This is a genomic window from Coraliomargarita algicola (assembly GCF_033878955.1).
In the GTDB taxonomy this organism is placed as follows: domain Bacteria; phylum Verrucomicrobiota; class Verrucomicrobiia; order Opitutales; family Coraliomargaritaceae; genus Thalassobacterium; species Thalassobacterium algicola.
The window spans coordinates 5318249-5339784 of sequence record NZ_CP138858.1; the positions used below are offsets into that span (position 1 = coordinate 5318249).

General features: G+C 53.5%; 17 protein-coding genes. 7 read left to right on the forward strand and 10 right to left on the reverse strand.

Annotated elements, in window-relative coordinates; genetic code table 11:
- Positions 1 to 106 precede the first annotated feature (106 nt).
- The 6 genes from SH580_RS21680 (at position 107) to SH580_RS21705 (ending at position 6261) form a co-directional block, all read left to right on the forward strand.
- On the forward strand, positions 107 to 664 hold the full coding sequence (locus SH580_RS21680) for a hypothetical protein (RefSeq protein WP_319832896.1): 558 nt from the start codon (positions 107 to 109) through the stop codon (positions 662 to 664).
- Positions 661 to 1707, forward strand: coding sequence for a tetratricopeptide repeat protein (locus tag SH580_RS21685; protein ID WP_319832897.1), 1047 nt, complete (start codon positions 661 to 663; stop codon positions 1705 to 1707). Before SH580_RS21680 ends, SH580_RS21685 begins: the two co-directional genes overlap by 4 nt.
- Positions 1689 to 2558 carry a hypothetical protein gene (locus SH580_RS21690; RefSeq protein WP_319832898.1) on the forward strand — a complete coding sequence of 290 codons (870 nt, stop codon included), beginning with the start codon at positions 1689 to 1691 and terminating at the stop codon, positions 2556 to 2558. Before SH580_RS21685 ends, SH580_RS21690 begins: the two co-directional genes overlap by 19 nt.
- A 169-nt stretch (positions 2559 to 2727) precedes the next feature.
- Entirely contained in the window at positions 2728 to 3174 is a 447-nt protein-coding gene (locus SH580_RS21695) for a hypothetical protein (RefSeq protein ID WP_319832899.1), read from the forward strand.
- 299 nt (positions 3175 to 3473) lie between these two features.
- Complete coding sequence (locus SH580_RS21700) at positions 3474 to 4961, forward strand: MFS transporter (protein ID WP_319832900.1); 1488 nt, start codon at positions 3474 to 3476, stop codon at positions 4959 to 4961.
- A gap of 4 nt (positions 4962 to 4965) precedes the next feature.
- The gene (locus SH580_RS21705; protein ID WP_319832901.1) at positions 4966 to 6261 is read left to right on the forward strand and encodes a class II aldolase/adducin family protein; all 1296 of its coding nucleotides are present in this window, start codon (positions 4966 to 4968) and stop codon (positions 6259 to 6261) included.
- A 37-nt stretch (positions 6262 to 6298) separates the two neighbouring features.
- Here SH580_RS21705 and SH580_RS21710 read toward each other — a convergent pair whose 3' ends face one another.
- From SH580_RS21710 to SH580_RS21750, 9 genes are all read right to left on the reverse strand, one after another.
- Positions 6299 to 7960, reverse strand: coding sequence for a Na/Pi cotransporter family protein (locus SH580_RS21710; RefSeq protein ID WP_319832902.1), 1662 nt, complete (start codon positions 7958 to 7960; stop codon positions 6299 to 6301).
- 465 nt (positions 7961 to 8425) lie between these two features.
- The gene (locus SH580_RS21715; protein ID WP_319832903.1) at positions 8426 to 9889 is read right to left on the reverse strand and encodes a 3'-5' exonuclease; all 1464 of its coding nucleotides are present in this window, start codon (positions 9887 to 9889) and stop codon (positions 8426 to 8428) included.
- Positions 9890 to 10388: 499 nt separating this feature from the next.
- A complete protein-coding gene (locus SH580_RS21720; RefSeq protein WP_319832904.1) occupies positions 10389 to 11486 on the reverse strand; it encodes a UvrD-helicase domain-containing protein in 1098 nt (365 codons plus the stop codon).
- Between the two features lie 120 nt (positions 11487 to 11606).
- A complete protein-coding gene (locus SH580_RS21725; protein ID WP_319832905.1) occupies positions 11607 to 12380 on the reverse strand; it encodes a GxxExxY protein in 774 nt (257 codons plus the stop codon).
- 43 nt (positions 12381 to 12423) lie between these two features.
- The gene (locus SH580_RS21730) at positions 12424 to 14571 is read right to left on the reverse strand and encodes a PD-(D/E)XK nuclease family protein (RefSeq protein ID WP_319832906.1); all 2148 of its coding nucleotides are present in this window, start codon (positions 14569 to 14571) and stop codon (positions 12424 to 12426) included.
- A 50-nt stretch (positions 14572 to 14621) separates the two neighbouring features.
- Positions 14622 to 15236, reverse strand: a complete 615-nt coding sequence (locus tag SH580_RS21735) for a hypothetical protein (protein WP_319832907.1) — start codon at positions 15234 to 15236, stop codon at positions 14622 to 14624.
- 120 nt (positions 15237 to 15356) lie between these two features.
- Positions 15357 to 16664, reverse strand: a complete 1308-nt coding sequence (locus SH580_RS21740; protein WP_319832908.1) for an O-acetylhomoserine aminocarboxypropyltransferase/cysteine synthase family protein — start codon at positions 16662 to 16664, stop codon at positions 15357 to 15359.
- A 98-nt stretch (positions 16665 to 16762) separates the two neighbouring features.
- Positions 16763 to 18172, reverse strand: a complete 1410-nt coding sequence (locus tag SH580_RS21745; RefSeq protein ID WP_319832909.1) for a tetratricopeptide repeat protein — start codon at positions 18170 to 18172, stop codon at positions 16763 to 16765.
- Between the two features lie 202 nt (positions 18173 to 18374).
- On the reverse strand, positions 18375 to 18881 hold the full coding sequence (locus SH580_RS21750; RefSeq protein ID WP_308952472.1) for a DUF192 domain-containing protein: 507 nt from the start codon (positions 18879 to 18881) through the stop codon (positions 18375 to 18377).
- Between the two features lie 73 nt (positions 18882 to 18954).
- On the opposite strand from SH580_RS21750, the gene SH580_RS21755 reads away from it, so the two are divergent.
- A complete protein-coding gene (locus tag SH580_RS21755) occupies positions 18955 to 20100 on the forward strand; it encodes a M24 family metallopeptidase (protein ID WP_319832910.1) in 1146 nt (381 codons plus the stop codon).
- An 80-nt stretch (positions 20101 to 20180) separates the two neighbouring features.
- On the opposite strand, the gene hemL is transcribed toward SH580_RS21755, so the two are convergent.
- Positions 20181 to 21458 (reverse strand): glutamate-1-semialdehyde 2,1-aminomutase, encoded by a 1278-nt coding sequence (hemL, locus tag SH580_RS21760; RefSeq protein ID WP_319832911.1) that lies wholly within the window; start codon positions 21456 to 21458, stop codon positions 20181 to 20183.
- Positions 21459 to 21536: the final 78 nt, after the last annotated feature.

Genomic DNA, 21536 nt, shown 5'->3' on the forward strand with positions numbered 1-21536 from the left:
CCCATGCAAGCAAGAATAAGCCCTTAAAAGTAAGATATCGGGAAGCGCGTTTTTCTAATGGCCATTCCGCCTACGCGTTCTATTATTCTTTCACTCTATTTTATCTATGACACGCAATAAAAAACCCGTCGTAATCGTCGCCATGGTACTGGCGGCATTGATCGTTCTACCATTGTTGCTACTGCTTTTTAGTCGTTTGGGAGCTTCAAGTGGCACGGAGCAGGCAAATTCTGAGAGCAGTGCAGTCAAAAGCACGAGCGAAGCAATTGATTTTGACCTAAGGCAGCTGGCGGAGAAGGCCGATCGCCTGATTGAGCAAGACCTAGCCGAAGCTTTGCGCCAGGGAGATGTCTCGCTCGATTTTATCGCCAGCCTCAAGCGCGACGCCAGTAAGGGCGCAGTCGCTCTGCAAAAGGGAGCACTGGAGGATGCAGCGCTGCACTACAACTCAGTGGTACAACGTGCCGAGAGCCAATTGGCTGCCTTGGCGCTGGCCGATCAAGCGCGTGCGCTCAATGACAGCACCTATGCAGAATTGCAAAGCCTTGATTATCTGAAGTCCGCTTTTGAAAACACTTACCGTGAGGCGGTGGAAACGTATAATACCGCGCTACGTGCGCTCAACGCGGGGAATATCAGCGCAGTGTCGACGACTTCGAAATGACCAGCGCCATACTGGGCGATCTGGAGGCGCGCGCGCTGCAACAGACTGCTGGCCTACTGGAAGCGGCCAGTCAGGCGCTGGAAGACTATCAATTGACTGCCGCACGCACGGCCTACGAATCGGTCTTGGAGCTTGATTCGGCCAACGCCGCCGCAACTGAGGGACTCGTCATGGTGACCGCACTCGAGGGCATCGCTGAAGAAGTCAAAGCGATCCGTGCGCTCGAAGCGAGCGGCGACTTGGAGGCGGCGCTCGCGCAACTGGAACGTCTCGCGGCCGAGAATCCCCAGAACCCATTCATTCGCAATCAACGCGCCTCGCTCGAAGCCCGCATCTTGGATCGTGAGTATCAAACACTGATCGACGCATCACTCACTGCCGAGCAAGCGGCCGACTTTTCCAGCGCCATCGCTTCCGTAGAAGCTGCTTTAAAGCTTAAATCCTCTACAGAGCAGGAGGCGCGCCTCGCTCAACTCAAAGAAAAATACAAAGCTGCACGGCTGGATGTGTTGCTCAGTGATGGCTACGACGCACTGCGCGCCGGGCGTTACGAAGCCGCACGTAATTTTTATAAAGAAGCCGTTGCAATTGCGCCCGATTCCAAGGAGGCGCGCACAGGCTTAGAAAAAGCCTCCAGTCTTTATTTGGCTAATATTCGTTATAGTCAAAATATCACGGCGGCTGAGAAATATATTTCAGAGGGGCGTTTCCCATTGGCGGCGAAGCTTTTTAATGAAGCCATGTCCAGTCGCCCTAGCAATGTAGCGCCCAGTCAGCTCACTGAAGAAGCCCGTATTCGAGCCAGTCTTAAGGCGCAAAGCGAAGAAGTTAATGTGACGATCAAATCCGATAAGCGCACCTATGTCAGCATCATTGGCGTTCTGCCGCCCGATCGCTTCAAAACAGAAGAACTTAAACTCTTTCCAGATGTCTATAAAGTGCGCGGCACTCGCTCAGGCTATGAGAGCGTCGAAATCGAATTCAAAGTGGATGCGCGCCATCCCAATGCCACCATTACTGTCGAATGCACCGAAAAGTTATAGAGCCCTCTTCGCCGCGTTGGAGCGCTGCAGTTTCGCGATGCAAGCTCGCGCATTTCGAGCCTTCGCGTGCTTGGCGAGACATTGTTGCGCGCTTAGGATTGTCTTGCGGGGCGCTGATTTTGTCTGCTGTCGTGCTGCACGCTGCGCCTGATCCAGATCTTTTTGATGGCCGCGTCAATCCGCCAACGACTCCACCGGCCTCAGAGTCGACCGATACGCCAGAGCCCGGTGAGGCGGGGGGCGGTGAAAGTAGCGGCGCCACTGCAGCGCCGACTGCGGGGGCCAGCTCTGAAAATGTAAATGAGCCTCCGCGTGACTTCGAGAATGTCGGTGGCACCGGAGGTGGTGAAACTGTGGCGAATCAGAGTTCCAAAGACGGAGCGAGTGCTTCCATCGGCAGCAGCTCGCCTTCGACGGAGACAAGCGATCCCACCGGTGCTGGCAACAGTTCCGCCGCATTGCCACCCGCCGATGAGGCGCCTGTGAGCGGGCAGGCCGGCGCTTCTGGTGGTGGTTCTGGTGGCGCTTCTGGTGGTGGAGAAGAGCCGCGTAATTTTGAAGACTTCGGCTTCGGTGGCGTCAGCTCGCAAGAGACGGTTGAAGTCAATCGTTCTAAAGAAGTGCTAGCTCCGCGAGCACTGTGCCCAACTCCACGACCGGTGTGCCTGCGTCCAGCGCGTCGGGGGCGACTGGTCCTTCGACTTCGACCAGCACCGGTAATCGCACCGAGGCTGGTGCCGGCCAAAATACAACGGGAGGCTCGCAAGTGGGCGGCGGCAGTGGAAGCGGCGACTACGGCACCAACCTTCCGAGTGGGCTGTGAGAGTTTGAAATTAGGAATTAGGAGTTAGGGATTAGGGATTAGGGATTAGGGATTAGAAATTGAGAATTAGGTGTATGAGACAGATTAGAAGCATGAGATTTTTGAGACGTGTCCGCTCGTCGCAGGTCTTGGCGTGCGTGCGTGGCCTGTCCGCTCGCCGGAGGCCTGCGGCGTTTAAGCGATACCAGTGGGCTCTCATGCTCGCATTCATCGGCTCGGTCACCGCAGTCAGGGCCGAGCCCCTGCGGGTGCTGGAGGAGACTGCGATCCCCTATATGAGCTTTCTCTCTAAAGCTGACTTTGATCAACGCTACCCAGGCGAGCTGGTTGAGGATCCCGCCAAGCTGGATGCGGGCTGGTATGTGATCTACCAACACGAATCACTCAACTATTACTACGGCCCCATTTTACTGCAATCCATCGGCGAGGATTACTTGAGCCAACTCCGTGAGACTGTCGAAGCCGCCGTGGCGCAGCGTCCCAGTATTCAAGATTACCGATTAGAATTAAGTTACGAGCCCAGTCTAGCGCCTGCAGATCGTCCCTCTGACGAGACGCCTGCTGAGGCATCCATCCCAAATGTCCCGCAGACACAGCCTGATTCAGGTTTCTGGGGCTTTGTGAAAAGAATTTTCGGCTTTTAGGTCCTCACTCTTTCGTTTTGTGTCGGATTGAGAGTGATTGGGCGTCTTGGCGAGTGGTGGTTGCCGCTATTTGGAAAAAAAGATGCCTTTATCACTTATTTGAGCGATAGGCAAGTTGTCTCATCTTGCCTATAATCCCTCGTTTATCACTTTTTCTCTGTAATACTGTAGTCCAGACCTTCAATTGATCCCGTATTCAACTTTCTAATTCCTATCTCTGCAACGCATTTTTCAAGAATAGTGTTGTAGACTTAATATCAAAGCATAATCAAGTATAGCATCGTATTGTTATCATTAATATGAAAAACCCCACCATACCTGTCATCCCACGGAAATTCCTGATGTCCTTTATCTTAGTGACATCGTTGTTCTCTTTGTGGGGCTTTGCTAATGATGTGACCAATCCATTGGTCGCTGTCTTTAAAGATGTATTTGTGATTACAAATGCACAGAGCACATGGGTGCAGATGGCATTTTACGGTGGTTACGCGACGATGGCATTGCCTGCCGCGATTTTCATCCGCCGCTATTCGTACAAAGCGGGTATTGTTGTCGGACTGAGCCTCTATGCTTTAGGAGCTTTGTTGTCGATTCCCGCTGCAGCAGGTGCCAATTTTAATCTCTTCATTATTGCACTGTATGTTTTAACCTTTGGCTTGGCCTTTCTTGAGACCACTGCCAATCCGTATATTTTGTCAATGGGGCCTGCTGAAACGGCCACCAGGCGTTTGAATCTGGCTCAAGCATTCAATCCGTTAGGTTCATTGACCGGGATGTTTATCGCAGGCACAGTCATTCTGTCCGCGATTCAAGTTGAGGACTTTAAGAACGATGTGAACGGCTACGCGTCTGACCTAGCACCGACTGAAGTGGTCCAGCAACAGCACAATATCCCGTCCTTCCTGCAATCCAAACCCCGCGAGCGTGTGTATGATGCCAACGTGGAGGCTTATGTGGCTACAGTCGGTGTCAATGCGCCCATGACGGCGCTGCAAGATTTTAAAGATGGTAAGATCACCAGCTTTCAGGGCATGACCCATCGTGAGCTACAGCAAAATGACCTCAAGTTGGTGGCGATGCCTTACACCGCGATCGGTTGTGTGGTTCTACTGGTTTTAGGTGTGTTTCTAGTCAGTAAGCTACCGCACACCAGTCCCCCGGATGCTTCGCATGACGTCCACTTCGGCCGCACGATCAAGCGCTTGCTCACAAATCCCAATTACGTGGGAGGTGTGATTGCTCAAACATTTTACGTCGGTGCGCAGATCATGACCTGGACTTTTATCATTCAGTATGCTGAGAATGAGTTGGGGATCGATAAGGCGACCGCGCAGAACTTTAATATTATGGCGATGGTCATTTTCCTCTGCAGCCGCTTTATTTGCACATTCTTCCTGAAGTATATCTCTCCTAGCAAATTACTGCTGATCCTCAGCGCGGGTGCGATTGCCTGCACCCTGGGCGCCATTTACATTCAGAGCATCGCAGGGCTTTATTCACTGGTGTTGGTCTCGGCTTGTATGTCGCTCATGTTCCCCACCATTTATGGTCTTGCTTTGGACGGTGTCGGAGAGGATGCCAAGCTGGGCTCGGCTGGACTCATTTTCGCCATTGTTGGTGGTGTGTTTATGACACGCTTCCAAGGGCAAGTCCTGGACTTGGACGGCTTCATGGGCACCACGGCGACACGTGGTTCCTTCTTCCTGGTTGTGCTTTGCTTCATCATTATTGCAATCTATGGCTTCACTTCATCCCGCTTCGTCAAGAAAGCGACTCCTACTGCGTAATTGAGTGAACTTCGAACTCCTACATCCCCGCGATCAAATCGAGCTGACAATGGCTCGTATCTATCGTCGCTACATGACGACTACATCAGGTGGTAATATTTCTGTCCGCTCTGATAACGGGGATGTTTGGATTACGCCGGCACGTGTCGATAAAGGAAATTTGACCCGTCGCGATATGGCGCGGGTCAAACTAGATGGCACTCAAGTGGATGGGCCGCACCCTCCGTCCTCAGAGTGTCCTTTTCATCTCAGTGTCTACAATGCACGTCCTGACATCGGCGCCGTGATACATGCCCATCCCGGTGCTCTGGTGAGCTTTAGTATTTGTGCGCAGGTGCCCGAAACACGCGTATTTCCAGAGGCATGGAATGTCTGCGGCGCGGTCGCATTTGCGCCCTATGCTTTGCCCGGCAGCGACGCTTTGGGCGATAGCATCGCGGCCCAATTTGCCGCTTCTCCGAATACTTTTTGTGTCGTGATGGAAAACCACGGGGTCGTGGTCGGAGGTGTGGACCTCAAGGATGCATTTCGTCGTTTTGAAACATTGGAGTTTACGGCACGCACGATTCTACAGGCTCGAAATCTCGGTGAGATGCGTTGCCTCGAGTCCGCGCAATTAGCTAAGGCCGCTGCTGCGTTGACCCAGTTGCCCGTGCGGGAGCCGCAAGCGCCCAGCAATCGCGAACGCGAGTTGAGGCGAGAGATTCATGACTTTATTCATCGCGCCTATGCCCATGGTTTGGTGACGAGTTCATGGGGGAGTTTATCGGCACGTATCGACGATAATAGTTTTTTGATCACGCCGACCCGCGTCGACCGCGAGTATTTGACGATTGATGACCTCGTCGTCGTGACCAATGGAGAATGTGCGGAGGGGCTGTATCCCAGCCGTGCGACCAACTTGCATAAGGCCATTTATGATGCCCATCCGGAAGTTCATTCTGTAATGAATGCACTCCCGGTGAATGCGACGGCTTTTTCTATTAGTGATGATCGCTTGGATACACGCACAATTCCTGAGAGCTATCTATTCTTAAAAGATGTGCCACTGATGCCCTTCGATGAAATGATGGAAACGCCGGATGCCGTCGCTAAGTATGTGGGCCCGGATAATCCTGTAATGCTCTTGCAGCACAATGGAGCCTTAGTCGCCGGGCGCACTGTTTTGGATGCCTTTGATCGAATGGAGGTTCTAGAGGCAACCGCTCAGGCGATCATCCAGAGTAAACCATTGGGGGAAATATCTTCGATGAATGATTCCGTGATTGATGAGCTGGTAAAGGCTTTTGGACGCGTTTGATTCGAGCGCTAACACCCGCTTTTAGGAGTCGCTTCGCTTAGTCAATTTGACTAAGGAATTTCAAGATGTTGAGCGAGTGGTCACCAATGCTTTCAATGTTGTTAAGAATGTCGATGTAGAGCATTTCGGATTTTATATTAGCCGGATCGTTCATGCGACGAACGGCTTCTCGGCGAAGTTTTTTGCGGGAAGCATCGATCGTTTCTTCCAGGTGCATCGCCGTTTCGATGTCTGCAGCCGTCACTTTTCTACTGAGACATTGGATGTAGAAATTCATAAACTGGTCGACTGGCATGCTGAAATTGCGAATGGCTGCTTGAGTTTCTACAGGAAGTACTCGCTTTTTTTGATATTTACGTTTGGCAAGCTTGACCAAATCGAGCGCATTGTCGCAAATTTCTTCGAGTTCCGAGATGACGCGAAGCATGACAGTCACTTCATTGAGGCGCTCACGGCTCAGTTCGGAAGACGCGCAGTAGATCAAATACTGAGTAATGTCGAATGCGAGGCGGTCGCTACGTTCTTCCATCGCTTTGAGCTCCTGAATCCGGCTGCTGAGGTCTGTGTCTGGGGATTCGTAAACTTCGTTGAAACCTGTAAACATTTCGCGAGTGAGCTCGGCCATGCGCTTCATTTCGCGTTGCGCTTCGGCTAGGTTGATCTCTCCGGTCTGCGGTAAATTGGGGGCTTGATACTGAATGTGAGCGTCGTCGAGGCCTTGAACCGTTTTATCGCGTACCATTTTGGTCGCTAAGTAGGCCAGTTGCGGTATGAACCATGATAAGATAAAGATATTGATCAGGTTAAACAGCGAATGAAACGCCGCGAGGTGGTAAAGTGTGTGTGCTGGATCATTCGCGGCGCCTGGTGTGATTTGGTCGATGAAATTAGAGAAGAAGCCGAAGATGCAAAGCATCCAACAGACTCCGATGATATTAAGTAGAAAGTGAGCACGGGCGGCACGTTTGGCTTCGACGCCTCCTGTCATGGCCGCGAGGTTGGCTGTGATCGTGGTGCCGACATTTTCCCCCAGGACGATGGCTGCTGCATCTTCGTAGCCAATCCAGCCTTTTGCGACCAAGGTTAAGGTGATTGCCCCAGCCACTGAAGAGGACTGGACGATAACTGTTAAAATCGCTCCGAAAACAAAGAAGATGGCAACCGAGTTCATTCCATGCCCCGACCAGTCGGCGAGGAAAGAGAATAGCTCGGGGTTTACTTTTACGTCTGGAACGGAGTTTTTGAGGAAATTTAGTCCGAGGAATAAGATGCCGAAACCAATCAGAGCCTCGCCCCCGTTCCGCACCTTTGGAGTGCGGAAGAAGATCATCGCCACGCCAATGCCGACACAGGGTAGGGCGATGGAGCTTAAACTAAAAGTAAAGCCGAGTGTGGCGACCACCCAGAAGGTACTGGTGGTGCCCAAGTTCGCGCCCATGATCATGCTAATGGACTCGCGTAGCGTGAGCAGCTTCGCATTGACGAAGCTGACAATCATTACGGTGGTTGCACTTGATGACTGGACCAGTGTAGTAATTAAGGTGCCACTCACGATTCCAGACAGACGATTTCGCGTCATATTGGCGATCAGTGCGCGCAGGCCCTCACCTGAGACTTTCTGGAGGCCCTCACTCATGACCTTCATTCCGTAGAGGAAAAGGCCTAGACTACCAAATATTGCGAAGAGTGTGGTTAACATATGCAGTGGGTTGTTATAAACACATCAGCAAATGTTACGAAAGTGTGACATCAACGAAAATCGTCACGATTTCTTCAGTAACTGCAGCTGCGCTCACTCTTACCTTACGCGCTGAAGTCGCCGCATTCTTTATAATTTCATTCACTCAATATTATAGGACACCATCTTCCTTCTTTCTGGTGATCGTGGAGCTCACACAGTGATGTATCCTTTTTTCGCTTTGAGTCGCTACGCGGGAACCGCTTAAAAACGCTTACGAAGACCCGCCAACGGGGCGGGTCGATTGCACTGTAAACATGCTATCGCACTGCCCTGTTGGCAGTCCTTTATTAAGCGTGGGTGAGCGGTGAAGCAATACGTTCAGGAACACTCTTTTTCTGGATATCGTAGGGACGAGCGAACGGAGTTGTCCACGATCGACTGGTTTAGCGTGGGAATGTATGGAACGTTCAATATAAAGATGAACTATAATTGCTGGAGTTGGGATGTGTGCGTGAAGATTAGTGTTAATTGAATTTGCTCTTTGGTCAGGCCGGTTATTTTTCCTAGTGCTTTGGCGTACGCTTGTAATTGGGGGCGGTGTTTTTCGGCTGCCTGTGCGATTGTTGTGCCTTCGCGTATGCGGTCGGTTTTATAGTCGATAATTTCGGCCTGCGTAATCTTGCCCGACGCATCCTTATATATGTGGACGCGGTCGAAGACCCCGTTGATGAATTGCTCGCCTTCGACATAACTAAAGGCTTTTTCACGCCAGAGTTCGACTGCTTGTGTGGGCTGTGTGAAGAGTGCTTGGATGTCTGGATTCGCAAAGCATTCGTGCAAGAGTGGATCGATCGGGCTTGTTGCTTCTAGCCATGCGATTTGTTCGAAGGCGTCGTGGACTTGTGTGCCAAATTCGGCGGCGTTGGCCTGGTAGTCGAAGAGTGTGCTGGCTTTGAGGCGTGTGTGCTTGTCGCTTGAAGGACGTTGCAGTTGTAGGCGTGGATGGGCGGGCTCGAATTTGGGGTGAATGGGGGGCTGTTCCGGGGGCGTAGACTTGCGGGCTTTCGTCTTAAATGACTGATGCCAGTCGGTATCGCCGGTGGCCCAGATTAGGCCTTCGCTATCGGCTTCGTCGCCGAGGCATTGGCGTAGGTAGTGTACGCTGGAGCGTTTGCTGACTCGGCTGAAATCGCTGATCATGTAGAGCGCGCGCTTGGCGCGTGTCATGCCGACGTAGAGTGTGCAGAGATTGCCGAAGTCTTGTTGGCTTTCGCTTTGCGCTTGTAAGCGTGACAATTCGGGGTCGGCGGCCATCAGATCTTTTTTGATCGGTTCCAGTATCCATTGGGCTTTGCCTTGACTGTCCAGCAGGGCACTGATGCGGCGATCGCCGGGGCCGCCGCCTTTATCTTCGTTGACGAGTATGACAATATCGTATTCGAGACCTTTGGATTTGTGAATGGTTTCTACGATCACGGCATCGCCGGGCGCGCAGTCGCCGCTGCTGCTATTTTGTAGGTAGCGATATAGGGCGTCCAGATCACGACTGTCCTCGCTGTCGAAGGCGCGCGCTTTTTCAATGAGTTGATTCAGGCGTGTGCGGTGGCGAGTGTCCTGGGCGGTGAGTTTGGTCAGGATGCGTTGGCAAGCCCAGCGCACTGCGGACTCGTGATTGTCGCGGAGTAAACGGGTGCGCAACTCATTGGTGGCTGCGAGTAATGAGTCTGCGCTGGTGGAGGCGTCGATGAGTTGGAGAAAGCCTGCGGCGAGTTGATCGCTCGGGTGTGCCGCGTGTCGCAACATGGCGAGCAGTGCGGCTCCGGCGGCATTGTCTTCGGCTGGCTTGACTGCGGAGCCGGTGTGGACGGGGAAGGCGCTGTTTTCACGCAGGTAATCGGCCACTTCGTTGGCGTCTTTATTGCGCCGTACGAGCACGCCGACACTCATGCCACGCTCGATCGGGTTGAGCTGGGTGAGGATTTCGAGTATGCGTTCGTTGCGGGTGGGGCTGTCGTTTTTCTTGGCTTCTAACCAGCAGGCATAGCCGCTGAGTGCTGCGGTGGCTTTGGACGCGGTATGCGGCTTCCAAGCGTTGGCCCAGCGTTGCGCTGCGTCGGGCGAAAAGGTTTCGGCGATGAGTGCGTTGTCTTGGAAGCTGGCATTGACGGCGTCGAGAATCGCCGGGGCTGAGCGCCAGGATTCGGCTAATTGTTGATCGATGATATTGGTATATTGCGCGCGGATGTCGTGAAAGAGACGGTCATCACTGTTGCGCCATAGGTAAAGACATTGCTTGGTGTCGCCAACGTAGAAGAGTGAGCGTTGTCCGGAGGCGTCTTGTAAGATTTCGTCGATTAGATTGCGAACGACGGCCCACTGTGGGGGCTGGTATCTTGAAATTCGTCGAATAGCCAGTGGTCGAATTGCCCGTCTAAGCGAAAGTCCATCAATTCACGGGCATTGCTGTCTTCGACACCCATGGGGGAGCCGAGAGTTTCGGGGAGAGCAAGTGCGTGAGGTCGGCAAAGGCGAGTCGCCCCGGGCGGCGCACCAAGCGGTCGTAGTTTTGGTGGTAGGCCTCAAGAATGCGATAGACGCCTTGAGTGTTTTGTAGGGCGCGTTGTAAATGATGCCAGACGATGGCCTTTAAAATGTCGGCTAGGGCCGTGCAGAGCGGGGCCGGCAGGTCGATCTCCTTGCGCACTTTGAGAATGGCTCGCCCAGCCAGGATGTCTGGTGCCACGGCAAAGGCGTTATTGAGCAAGGTATTGAGCTCTTCTTTGACTGGGTAGTTTTGCACCTTGGTCGCGGCGCTCTCGAAGTCGTTTTTTTGCGACTTCATAAAGTCCTCGGGCACGGCAGCGCGCAGGCTGTTGGCCAATTGATCCCAGTCGGGTGCCTGAGCACAGGTCCAGGGACAACCTTGTGGCCAGATACGTGCGGCTTCGCCCCAGAGTGTGGCTTGAGGGGCGTCCAGATAGAGATTGTAGAGCTGTTCGATGAAATCGGAAACAATGGATTCGACTTTGCGTGCATCGTGTCCGTAGGTGGCCTGTTTGAAGGCCTGCCAAAATTCGTGTAGTTCTTCGTTCAGCTCGCCGGGGCGATGTACGATGCTGTCGCGCACTTCATTGCGCAGGCGCGGCTCGGAGGTTTCGTCAAGTAGGTTGAGGCTGCCGGATAGGCCGAGTTCCAGTGCAAAGGCGGAGACAACGCGAAAGAAAAAGCTGTCGAGCGTCTGCAGGTTGAGTTGGTGCATGCGGCTAATTAAAATGCGCAGCAAATGGTGATAGCGTGTAGCGTCGGCGTCGATTTGTAGTTCTGCGGAGAGCTGGGCGGCCGTTTGGGGGGCGCTGGCGGCGTCGCTGAGTTTCTCGATGATTTTATGAAAGAACTCGCCGGCAGCGGTGCGGGTAAAGGTGAGTGCGATAATACGTTCCGGCTGTTCGGCGAGGTGTAGCAGGTAGATGAAACGGTTGGTCAGCTGGTAAGTCTTACCCGAGCCAGCGGAAGCGGAAATCGCGATGTGTTGAAGTGAGTTCACTGTGAGTTTTTGCAGAATGACTTGGTATGGATTAATTTATTAGGCAGAATCATTGGGGGCAGAATCATTTTATAGGGAAGGTGAGTTACGTTTCGGGTGTTTCTGGAGCTTGCTGATTCACTATTTTCGTAGGAGGACCGATTGGGTGATTGTTCGATTGTTGAAATTGATCCAATTGAAAGATTTGAGGTCTGCTATGGTCAAAAAACGTGTCAGGTGCTTTTTATAAGAAGCAATTCCTTGTGCTTGTGCGATAGCTATGACTATGAGCGCTTCTGTGTTCGTTAGCATTGGCATTGCTTGAACTCCAATGAATTTCTTTGCATCGCTTAATGAGATTTCTCTGAGCTCACTGTCTAGTAATTGACGAAGTGCGTCACTATACAAGTTGATCGCTAAGTGAGTGCCGAGGTCCGACAGCAGGTCGTGCAGGACTTCGGCGATAGCTGAATCTTCTGCTGTAATTTTAAACTTTGCTCGATCGGATGACCTGAGTGTTGTGGATACAAACCTACTTTGAACTGAGTTTGGGCGGAAATTGATAAGCTTACCGTGTTGTGTATTTGTTAGCAGTAAGTAGTTTAATAGTTGTGCTTCATGCTGAGGTTTTAATTGAGCAGTGGTTTTGGTTTCGAATAGGACACCATCAACAATTAGATCGATGAAATAGGACTTTTGGAATTCTTTGTGAGTGATTCGTATTTCAGACTCTAACTCGCATTGTAGTCCGCGTGATGTCAGTCTATGCAATAAAGTTCGCTGATACACTTTTTCATCCAGTAATCGGCCGATCTCATTGTGTATCTCAAATGCCGATTTCATTACCATGTGATCAATCGCATGGAAATCATCCTGGTGCGTAACCTGAATTATTTTTGAGAAACTTATGGGCATGGAGATCAGGTGGATTTTGGAGGCGGATCAGTAATGATTCTGCCTATAATGATTCTGCCATATCATTTGTTTTCGTGAATTGGTAGTTTTGGAAGGCTTCGGCTTTTACGGAGTTTTCTATGCCGTCGGGGAAGAGGGGGGCGAAGTCGTCGTAATCCTCTCTTAGGTCGGGATTGGGGGGCCAGAATACGCCTGCTTTGATCTGGCGTATCAGGGCTTCGGCACATGCGATGGCGGAGTCTACGTGGCTCTGAGTGAAGTCCTCCCAGGGGGCGATTTCACTTTTTTCTAAGGTTTTGGCTAAGTTGATATAGGCTACGCGGGGACGTTCTTTGCCGGCTTCTAATTGGGAATACACATAGAGCGGCAACTGTAGGTCGATCCAACGGTAGCGTTTGTTGCCATGTTCGAAGAAGGCTTCCTCAGGCAGGTGTGCGGGAGGCTCTTTGCGTGCCAGGGGGGCGAGGTGCGCTTTTTCGGGGCTCTTGGGGCTGTCGGCAGTTTTGTAGTCGGTTAACTCGATGCGATCGCCGCGCTGATCGATGCGGTCGATCACTCCTCTTAGCTCGATGCCCTCGAGCTTGGCGGAAAACTTGGATTCTGTATGGAGGATTTGAATACTTCCGTTTGTGCGGACGTCTTCGATTTGTCGCTCTACGTAGGCTTGGATACGTGCCAGGATGGCTTCTTTCTGTAGGCGTAATGCGAAGGAGAGTTCTCGTCCAAATTTGTGCTCGATTTCGTTTTCGGCAATCGCATGTAGTTTGGCGATTAGATCGGATGGCTTAGTTTGTGAATCAATGCTGAGGCCTTTGAGCTCGGCTAGAATGGCGTGCAGCAAGGTGCCGAAGGCGGCGGGACTCATTTCACGGGACTCTAGGTCGATTGGGCGCATGTGCATGATGTGCCGCAGGAAAAAGCGGAAGGGGCATTCGAGATAGCTTTTTAGGGCGCTGACTGAAATGCGCTCGGGCAGGGGGAGACCTGGTGGGGGGCTCAACTTCCAAGGGATGGAGTAATCGGTGGGGGGCTCGTTCGTATCGGACTGGGCAAAGAGTGTACGCGTGCGTGGGAGTAGGGTGTCGGCACTGCCAAGAAAGAGTAGGCGCGAGGGTTTGACGGGGCTGCCATCGGCGGCTTTTTGTGGCACCAATATGTCCACCTGGCCGCGCTCACCGGTGCGGCGGCGGCAGATCGCCTCCATTAGATAGGCGTCGCGAGCGAAGCGCTGTTCATTGGTGCGCAGGCCGAATAGGGCGCGCATCGTTTCTGGGAGAAAGGCATCGCCGATGACTGATTCGGGCACTTTACCTTCGTTCAGGCCCATTAAGACGAGTTGCGGTGCGTCGTTCCAAAGTAGTTCGAGCCAGCCGAGTAAGTCGTGTGCCTGGCGTGGGCGGTCGGGGTGCACTTTGGCTTTGCGCAGACCTTGTAGCACCAGACTACGTGCCAGGTCTGTCGAGAGTTTGGGAAAAGTGTCTTCAGCGGTGGCAACTTCCGCGAGAAGTTGTCTCACGGCCTCTGCACGTTCACGCCATGGCTTGGAGGACTCGCCGGTGTCGATTTCGACATCGGCATAAATGTCTTTGAGTGCGTTGGATAGACCTTGGCTAAAGTGTTTGGCTTGTTTGATGGAATATTGCAGGCTTTTGAGCGCTTTGAGAGCGCCGCGCAGGCGTGCATCGTCGGTAAATTGAATGAGTGCATCCAGATCGGCGCACAGGTGGCGTTCGAAGCACTGGTCGAGTTTGCGCAGTAAGTGTGGCTGCGAATCGCTGGCTTGAATATAGGCGAAGCAATCGGGGTGCTGCAGTAGTGTGCGCACGTTGGCAATGTTGGCTTCCTGACTGAGTTGGCAGAGGAGTTCGGTGAGTCGGCCAATGCCTCCAAGGTGCAGGGGCGTACCTTCGGGGTCGTAGTGCGGAATGTTCTTGCGCGTTAGTTCGTCGGCCAGCAGCGGAGCTAGATCGCTATCGGCGAGACCAATGAGAATCGATTCCGGTTTTGCGTTGGTGGTCATTGCCGCGACTTCGGTGGCGGCTGCCTTGGGCTCGGGGCTGGCTTTGAGTTGGCAGTTCCAACCTTCGAAATCCAGCGCGCGCTGATTCCAGAATTCAGTGAGTGGGCGTCCCCATGAATCAAAGAGCTCGGCGTCGCCATAGGTCCAGACTTCGATGGGCAGTGTATCCACGGTATTGGCCAAGGCCTGGAGCGGCAGTGCCTGTGCATCGGGCGTGGCGATCAGAAGTATGCGCTCGATACCCGGGGGGCGGTGAACCGCTCGGCGGCTTCGCGGCGTGCTTGTTTGGGATCGAGCAAGCCATGTAAGCTCAGCTGATCGATATAGAGCGCTTCAAGTCGTGCCAGTTCCTGCCAGCGTTCGCTTTCTTGTCCACTTTCGCTGGCGAGTTGGGCTGCTTGGTAGAGCCCGAGGCCTTCCTCGCCGAGTTCGTTGCGTACTTGCATTATACGCTGTGCCATGCCGAACTGCCAATTTACGTCCGGCTCTGGGGCGACGGGAAAGAGTGTTTCAAAGTGGTGTGGATCGATGCTGCTGAGCACCTCAACCCAGGCGGCGGTGACACTCGCTTCGTTTGCGATGGGTGCTTGCTTGAGTGCGTGACTCAGCAGCGTATCCGGGGTGAGGATGTCCGGGGGGAGGAGGGCCCGCTCCTGATCGCTGATGGCCACGGCCAAAGCCTCGCGTAGGCGCCGACCGGCTTGGCGCGTCGGCACGATGACCAGTAGGTGACTGAGGTCGAGCAGACTGCCTTCAGTTAATGAAAGCAGTCGCTCGGTAACCGCTGGGAGCAGCGGTTGGTTCCAGTCGAGGCTGTGGGGTGTTATTGTAGGCACTGAGCTGTGGTGATGTTGGGGTCCCGCCTTTAGGCGGTTGTGTATCTATCTGGCCTCTCAATCGCGGCCGCCTAAAGGCGGGACTCTAACCTTATACGACGGGATTGAGATACTGAGTCATTAGGCTTTGAGCGCTTGATCGAGGTCGGCTAGCAAGTCGTCGATGTCTTCGATGCCGACGGAGAGACGCACGAAGTCCGGTGTGACACCTGCCGCAATTTGCTGCGCCTCGGTCAACTGTGAGTGTGTGGTCGTGGCGGGGTGGATGGCCAGTGACTTGGCGTCTCCGATATTTGCGAGGTGGCTGAAGAGCTTCAGTTTATCAATGAATTTGCCGCCAGTTTCCAGACCGCCTTTCACGCCGAAGCCTACCATGGCGCCGAACTGACCGGGAGCAAAATACTTTTGAGCTGCACTGTGGTGTGGGCTGTTTTTGAGGCCGGGGTAGTTGACCCAACTGACGGCTTCGTGTGCATCTAAGAATTCGGCGACTTTGAGTGCATTCTCACAGTGGCGTTCCATGCGCAAGTGAAGCGTTTCGAGTCCCATAATGTGCATGAAAGAGTTAAAGGGAGAAGCACAGTTACCGACATCGCGCAGCCATTGCAGGCGCATCTTCATGATGTAGGCGATGTTGGCGCCACCGGCTGGTTCGAAGGCGCCGAAGGCATCCCAGTGCACGAGGCCGTGGTAGCTGGGGTCGGGCTCTGTGAATTCGCTGAAGCGGCCGCTGCCCCAGTCGAAGTTGCCACCGTCGACGACAATGCCACCGATGCTGGTGCCGTGCCCGCCGATGAATTTGGTCAAGCTGTGCACCACGATGTTGGCACCGTGCTCGAGCGGGCGGCAGACCACCGGGGAGGCGACTGTGCTATCAATGATGAGGGGCAGTTTGGCCTCTTTGGCGATCGCAGAGACTTCTTCAAATGGGAAGATGTTGAGGCTGGGATTGCCGACGGTGTCGCCGTAAATGGCTTTGGTCTTGTCGTCGATCAAGGGCGCGAAGCTGGCCGGATCGGTGGCATCGGCGAAGCGCACTTCGATGCCAAGCTTGGGCAGTGTGTATTTGAATAGTGTATACGTGCCGCCGTAGAGTTGCGCTGCGGAGACGATATTGTCGCCAGCCGAAGCAATATTTAAGATGGCACTGGTGATGGCAGCTTGGCCGCTGGAGTGAGCGAGTGCTCCCACGCCCCCCTCGAGTGCGGCGACGCGTTTTTCGAGCACGTCGGTGGTCGGGTTCATGATGCGGGTATAGATATTACCCAACTCTTCGAGACCGAAGAGACGCGCCGCGTGTGCGGTGTCGTTGAACATGTAGCTGGTCGTTTGATAAATCGGGACTGCGCGTGATCCAGTGTCTTTATCGGGCGTATGTCCTGCGTGGAGTGCGAGTGTGCCGAGGCCGGGGGTGCTTTGTGTTGTCATAATATGTCTGTGGGTGATTGAGTGATTTTTTTTAAATCGTGATGTAAAGGCTGTCGATTCAGACTATGTTTGCGATGTTGATTCAGTAAAATAGAAATTTATTCAGTCATGCGTTCGCGTGCGTTGTTGGCATCCCATGTCAGGCCGAGGCTGTCGTAAAATTCAGCTGCTTCGCCCAAGAATTCCCGATCGGGCTGGAAGTCGCGCAAGATTCGTTTGTATTCGCGCAAGGCATTTGATTTTTGATCGCTGCTGCGATAGAGGCGGGCCAAAGCGATGCGCTCTTGCATGCGGTTGGGTTGTAATTTTAAGACATTCTCCAACATCTCGATCATTTCATTGTTATCGAGAAACTCGCTGGCTTCGCCGCTGGCTTGAACTGTGTGGATGAGGGCCATCTTGGGTTGCCAGGAATTGGGCCACTGCTGTGAGAGCTTGTGCCACATTTGAGTGCGGTCACTTACCGCATTCGCATAGGATGAGGTGACGGCTATTTGAATGAGTGTGAAGGTGGTGAATGCGATGTACCAGAGGATTTTGCCTCCAGAGCCCATGTTGCGAACAATGCCTCCAGCGGTGCAGGCGACCAGTGCAATCATAAAGGGGAGTGCTATGTATTGCAGGTGGTCTTCGTTCGCGAGGCTGCCATCTAAAAAGGCACCTGTTTGCGAGATGCCATAGAGGATGAGTAGCAGGTAGGAGGTGAGTCCAAGTAGAATGCCCCGTGTCCATGACTTCTTGAAGTTAATCGCGATCAAAATGTAAAACGGAATAAAGAGTAGGAAGGGGAGGAAGCTATACTGTGCGCCTACACTGTAGCCCTTTGATTGATCAAAGGGGTGAAAGAGCGATAGTTCGACTGGGACGAGGGCTTGCTTGAGGTAGAAAAAGAGATTTTGAGCGTAGATACTGATTCGGTCACTAAATTCGATTTCTGCTACAGTTTGATGGCCTTGTGCCCATACGCCAATGAACAGCGCCAAACACAGTAGCGGTAGTAGGCGGTTATAATATTTGAGGTGGAAGGTCGCCTGTTGCTGAAAGATGCATAGGCTCAGCAGCAGAGGTAGCACTAAGGTGGCCGGGTGGACGATGTAAGCGATCAAACTAAGGACCATTAGGGCTACAAAATCGGCGGGGCCTCGGTTACGAATGCCAAAATAGAGTGCGGCTAAAAGCAAAATTAAGCCGATCAGATCTTGACGATAGCCAGACCAATAGACCGTTTGTAGCACGCTGGGGTGCAGTGCGAAAATCAGCGAGGCTGAGAAGGCAGCAGGGAGATGCAGTGCATCGAGTGTTTTAAGTAAGAATATTGCCGCGCTGAGGTGCAGTAGTAGATTGATTGCATTGTGAGTCAGCGCGGGGTCTAGTGGGATCTTTTGCTCGAGAAAGTAGGAGCTCAGGCTGATGGGATCTTCGCTGCGAATCATGCTTGGAGCCCATGCTTCGGTCCAGGACTCCATTGATTGATAGGGGCTGCGCTCGACTTCGTCGTACTGGGCCAAATGAGCCCAGATGTGAATATCGGAGCAAAGCTGAGAATCGTCAGTACGATGAGCGTGAGGTAAGCGAGCCACCCGGCAGGTTTGGGGGGCGGGGCTTTAGAGCGATTTCTTTTTTTAGAGGAAGCCTGAGACTTTCTGGGGACGGGTTTTATCAGATCGCCTTGGCGCGGAACGCGTGGATTTTGGGGCTTCGGTTCGGACATTATGGTTTGAGCGCCGAGTTGGCGTGTTGGCGACGTTTGAGTGCCGTTTGTAGTGCGGTCATGTCGATGCGTGCGCCGGGCTTGACGCCATGGGCGGCGTACCAACCACGATTGGTTTCGACTGCGATTAGAACTTGATCGTTGGCAGAAGGCACGGGTGTTTCATCGTAAGGGAAGAGTTTGTGCACTTCCAGTAAGTGCCCACTGGCATCGAAGTAGCCGATGTCCAGCGGGATGCGAGTGTTACGCATCCAGAAGGAGCGCTGCGCCGGCTGATCGAAGAGGAACAACATGCCGTGGTCTTCGGGCATGCTGTCACGGTGCATCAGGCCCTTCTGTTGTTCGGCGGAATTAACTGCTAGTTGCAGTTGTAATTCCTGGCCGCCGATCGCGATTGCGAAGTGGGTTTGTCCATCTGCCGGCGCTAAATCAGCCTGCCTGTTTGGCTGGCAGGCTAATAGCGCGAGTGACAGTAATGTTACGAGAATGTTAATTTGTGGTTTCAATGTTAAATTTTTAAGGTTCGATGCGTGACAGCTTCACGGGAATGCTCAGGATCATTAGAACATTCACTGAACAATGAAAAGTAAATCCTCCACAATCCGTCTTCTTTACGCCGCTTCCGAGTCTTCGGCTGACTCGCTCTATCTTTCCGGGGTCTTCGTGCCGGACCCGTATTTAGCGATCATTGCTCAAAAGAAAAGCTACGCGGTGGTGAGTCAGCTCGAATATGGGCGTGTGGCGAAGCAGTCCAAGTTTGATGAAGTCCTACTCTTAGAGTCGATTCGTGAGAAGGCCGCAGAGAATCTACAGATCGAGCTCGCGGATGTGGGGCCAGGGGAGTTGATGGTCTATTTTGCACAGCGTTTTGCGGTGAAGAAGATTGAAGTGCCGGCCGATTTTCCGGCGATTTATTATGCCAAACTATTTGATGCAGGCTATCGTGTTGAGATAGTCGAAGGAGCGTTTTTCCCGAAACGTATCAAGAAGACTGATGCAGAAGCACGTGCCATCAAGCAAGGTAATGCGGCCTCTGCTGCGGGTATACGTGCGGCGGAGGCGGTGCTGCGGGCTGCTAAGATCGAGGGGAAGCGTATTGTCTACGAAGGGCGCACGCTGACTTCGGAACGTTTGCGCACAATTATTGATCAAGCTTGCCTCGCCAAGGGCGCGACTGCGAGCCACACGATTGTGGCGGGGGGGCGGCAAGCTTGCGATCCACATGAAGGCGGGCATGGGCCGCTGCGCCCCAACGAGTTGATTATTATCGATGTTTTCCCACGTGTGCAAAAGACTGGTTACCATGGTGATATGACGCGCACCTTCTTGAAAGGGAAGGCCAGCCCCGCGCAGCGTGCATTGGTGAATACGGTGCGCCAGGCCCAGCTAGCTGCGCTGGATTCGGTGAAGGCGGGAGTCAAAGGCGATCACGTGCATGCAGCTGCCAATGCAGTTTTTGAGGCCGAGGGCTTTGTTACGGAGCGGCGTAAGAATGGTTTTGTGGGCTTTATTCATTCCACTGGCCACGGACTCGGGCTTGAGGTGCATGAAGCACCGCGTGTTTCGAAAGGTGCGCCGAAACTAAAGGCTGGAAGTGTGATCACTATTGAGCCGGGCCTGTATTATCCCGAGATCGGGGGCTGTCGGATTGAAGATGTGGTGCGTGTCACGATCGACGGCTACGAAAAATTATCGAATCTTCACTATCGTTGGGAGATTCGCTAACTGAGCTGAGTCGGCTCAGCGCGCCAAGTCGCCAAGTTATTTGGCGGGCCCCGGTGTGGGGCCCGCGAGTTGACTTAAGACTAAATCGAGCGGATGCCGGCCGCGAGCACTTCCGCGGCTTGTTCGATATCGGCACCGTTGTGGGCCGTGCAGATGAAGCAGGTCTCGTAGGCTGAAGGTGGCAGGTAGACGCCGTGGTCGAGCGCATATTTAAACAGTGTGTTGAAGTGCTGGGTCTGGCTACTGGTGGCGTCTTGGTAATTACGCACGGGCGCTTCGCTGAAGAAGAGGCCAAACATCGAGCCCACTTGGGGCACTTGCAGCGGCAGGCCTTTTTCCTTGGCCGCCGCTAGCAGCGCTTCGCGAATCTGTGCGCCCATTGTTTCGAAGAGCGGATACGGATTGGTATCTTTGAGCTTTTGCAATGCCGCGATGCCGGCCGCCATCGCGAGCGGATTGCCACTCAGAGTGCCGGCTTGGTAAACGGGACCGAGCGGTGCGAGGTGATCCATGATCTCAGCTTTGCCACCGAAGGCGCCGACTGGTAGGCCGCCACCGATGATTTTGCCCAATGCTGTGAGGTCGGGCGTGATGCCGATGCGTTCTTGCACGCCACCGAGGGCCAGGCGGAAGCCCGTCATGACTTCGTCGAAGATTAAGACCGAACCATTTCTGGTGCAGAGCTCGCGTAGTAATTCCAGATAGCCGCCGTCGGGCAAGATGAGTCCACAGTTGGCCGGGTAAGGTTCGACAATGATCGCGGCGATCTCGTCGCCCTGTTGCGCGAAGCAGGCCTGCAAGGCTTCCGGATCGTTGTAGTCCAGCACGATGGTTTCCGCCGCAAAGCTGGCAGGGATGCCCGCGCTATCGGGATTGCCCAGTGTCAGCGCGCCCGAGCCGGCTTTGACTAAGAGCGAATCCACATGACCGTGGTAGCAGCCTGCAAATTTGATGATTTTGTTGCGTCCGGTGTAGCCGCGTGCCAGTCGGATGGCCGACATGGTGGCTTCGGTGCCGGAGTTGCACATGCGCACTTTTTCGACCGAGGGCACAATCTCGACCAGTAGCTCGGCCATGCTCACCTCGTACGGATTGGGTGTGCCAAAGCTGGTGCCGTTTTCCAGCGCGGTGGCGATCGCAGCGCGGATGTCTGGATCATTGTGCCCATGGATGGCTGGGCCCCAGGTGCAGACGAAGTTGATCAGTTCGGCCCCATCGGCAGTCGTTAGATGCGCGCCGTTGGCGCTCTGAGTGAAGAAAGGTGCGCCGCCCACGGAACGGAAAGCACGAACAGGAGAGTTCACACCGCCAGGAATGAGTTGCTGCGCACGTTTAAAAAGTTGTTCGGAAGATTTCATGTTGAAGGATGGTTGAAGGTCCAAGGCTAAACGTCAAACGTGGATACTAGACGCCCATCCTATGGGCTTAGTCGTTCT

Coding starts and splice junctions, on each gene's coding strand:
- SH580_RS21680 (WP_319832896.1), top strand. CDS start 107: ATGACACGCAATAAAAAACCCGTCGTAATCGTCGCCATGGTACTGGCG.
- SH580_RS21685 (WP_319832897.1), top strand. CDS start 661: ATGACCAGCGCCATACTGGGCGATCTGGAGGCGCGCGCGCTGCAACAG.
- SH580_RS21690 (WP_319832898.1), top strand. CDS start 1,689: ATGCACCGAAAAGTTATAGAGCCCTCTTCGCCGCGTTGGAGCGCTGCA.
- SH580_RS21695 (WP_319832899.1), top strand. CDS start 2,728: ATGCTCGCATTCATCGGCTCGGTCACCGCAGTCAGGGCCGAGCCCCTG.
- SH580_RS21700 (WP_319832900.1), top strand. CDS start 3,474: ATGAAAAACCCCACCATACCTGTCATCCCACGGAAATTCCTGATGTCC.
- SH580_RS21710 (WP_319832902.1), bottom strand. CDS start 7,960: ATGTTAACCACACTCTTCGCAATATTTGGTAGTCTAGGCCTTTTCCTC.
- SH580_RS21715 (WP_319832903.1), bottom strand. CDS start 9,889: ATGAGTGTCGGCGTGCTCGTACGGCGCAATAAAGACGCCAACGAAGTG.
- SH580_RS21725 (WP_319832905.1), bottom strand. CDS start 12,380: ATGCCCATAAGTTTCTCAAAAATAATTCAGGTTACGCACCAGGATGAT.
- SH580_RS21740 (WP_319832908.1), bottom strand. CDS start 16,664: ATGACAACACAAAGCACCCCCGGCCTCGGCACACTCGCACTCCACGCA.
- SH580_RS21755 (WP_319832910.1), top strand. CDS start 18,955: ATGAAAAGTAAATCCTCCACAATCCGTCTTCTTTACGCCGCTTCCGAG.
- hemL (WP_319832911.1), bottom strand. CDS start 21,458: ATGAAATCTTCCGAACAACTTTTTAAACGTGCGCAGCAACTCATTCCT.